The sequence below is a fragment of the Salinifilum aidingensis genome, from assembly GCF_054782015.1.
On the sequence record NZ_BAAGTH010000068.1, the window covers coordinates 1 to 503 of the forward strand.

Below are 503 nucleotides of genomic sequence, written 5' to 3' on the forward strand. Positions count from 1 at the left end.
TACCAGCCTCTTTCTTAAAATCAACAAAAGGTGGTGAGGGCTTTAGAAAGTTTTCTATTACAAGAAATAATCAAAATGTTCCTTTTTCTGTTGAAAGAGTCGATGACTTTTCTAACATAAATCTATTTACAATTAATAGTATGGCAATTTTTGTAAAAAAAGGAACCCCAATGATCTATCCTATGAACTCTTATTATCAATGGGAATATTTAGGAAAAACAGTAAAATTTGATTCGCATGCTAAATGGTCTAATGTTGAACGAAGCATAACTTTCAAAGAGCTTCAAGCCAAACCTGTATCACCCAACGATATTCAATCAGCTTGGCTTACGTTAGAAAATTCATCAGAATTAGATATTCTTGCTGAACACATGCTTAATCACGAAAAGCCTTTTTATCAAGGAAGAAAAGGAATTGAGCCTGCTGGAGCTAAAGGGGTTTATATTTTAAAAGAACCCCAAATAAATATTGATGGAACTTTAACTATTGAGAATGATATGTCT

General features: G+C 32.2%; 1 protein-coding gene. It reads left to right on the forward strand.

Going from position 1 to position 503, the window contains the following annotated elements; genetic code table 11:
- Positions 1–503 (forward strand): hypothetical protein (locus tag ACYVJE_RS23160; protein ID WP_461146148.1); only part of this gene is annotated, 503 nt, incomplete at both ends.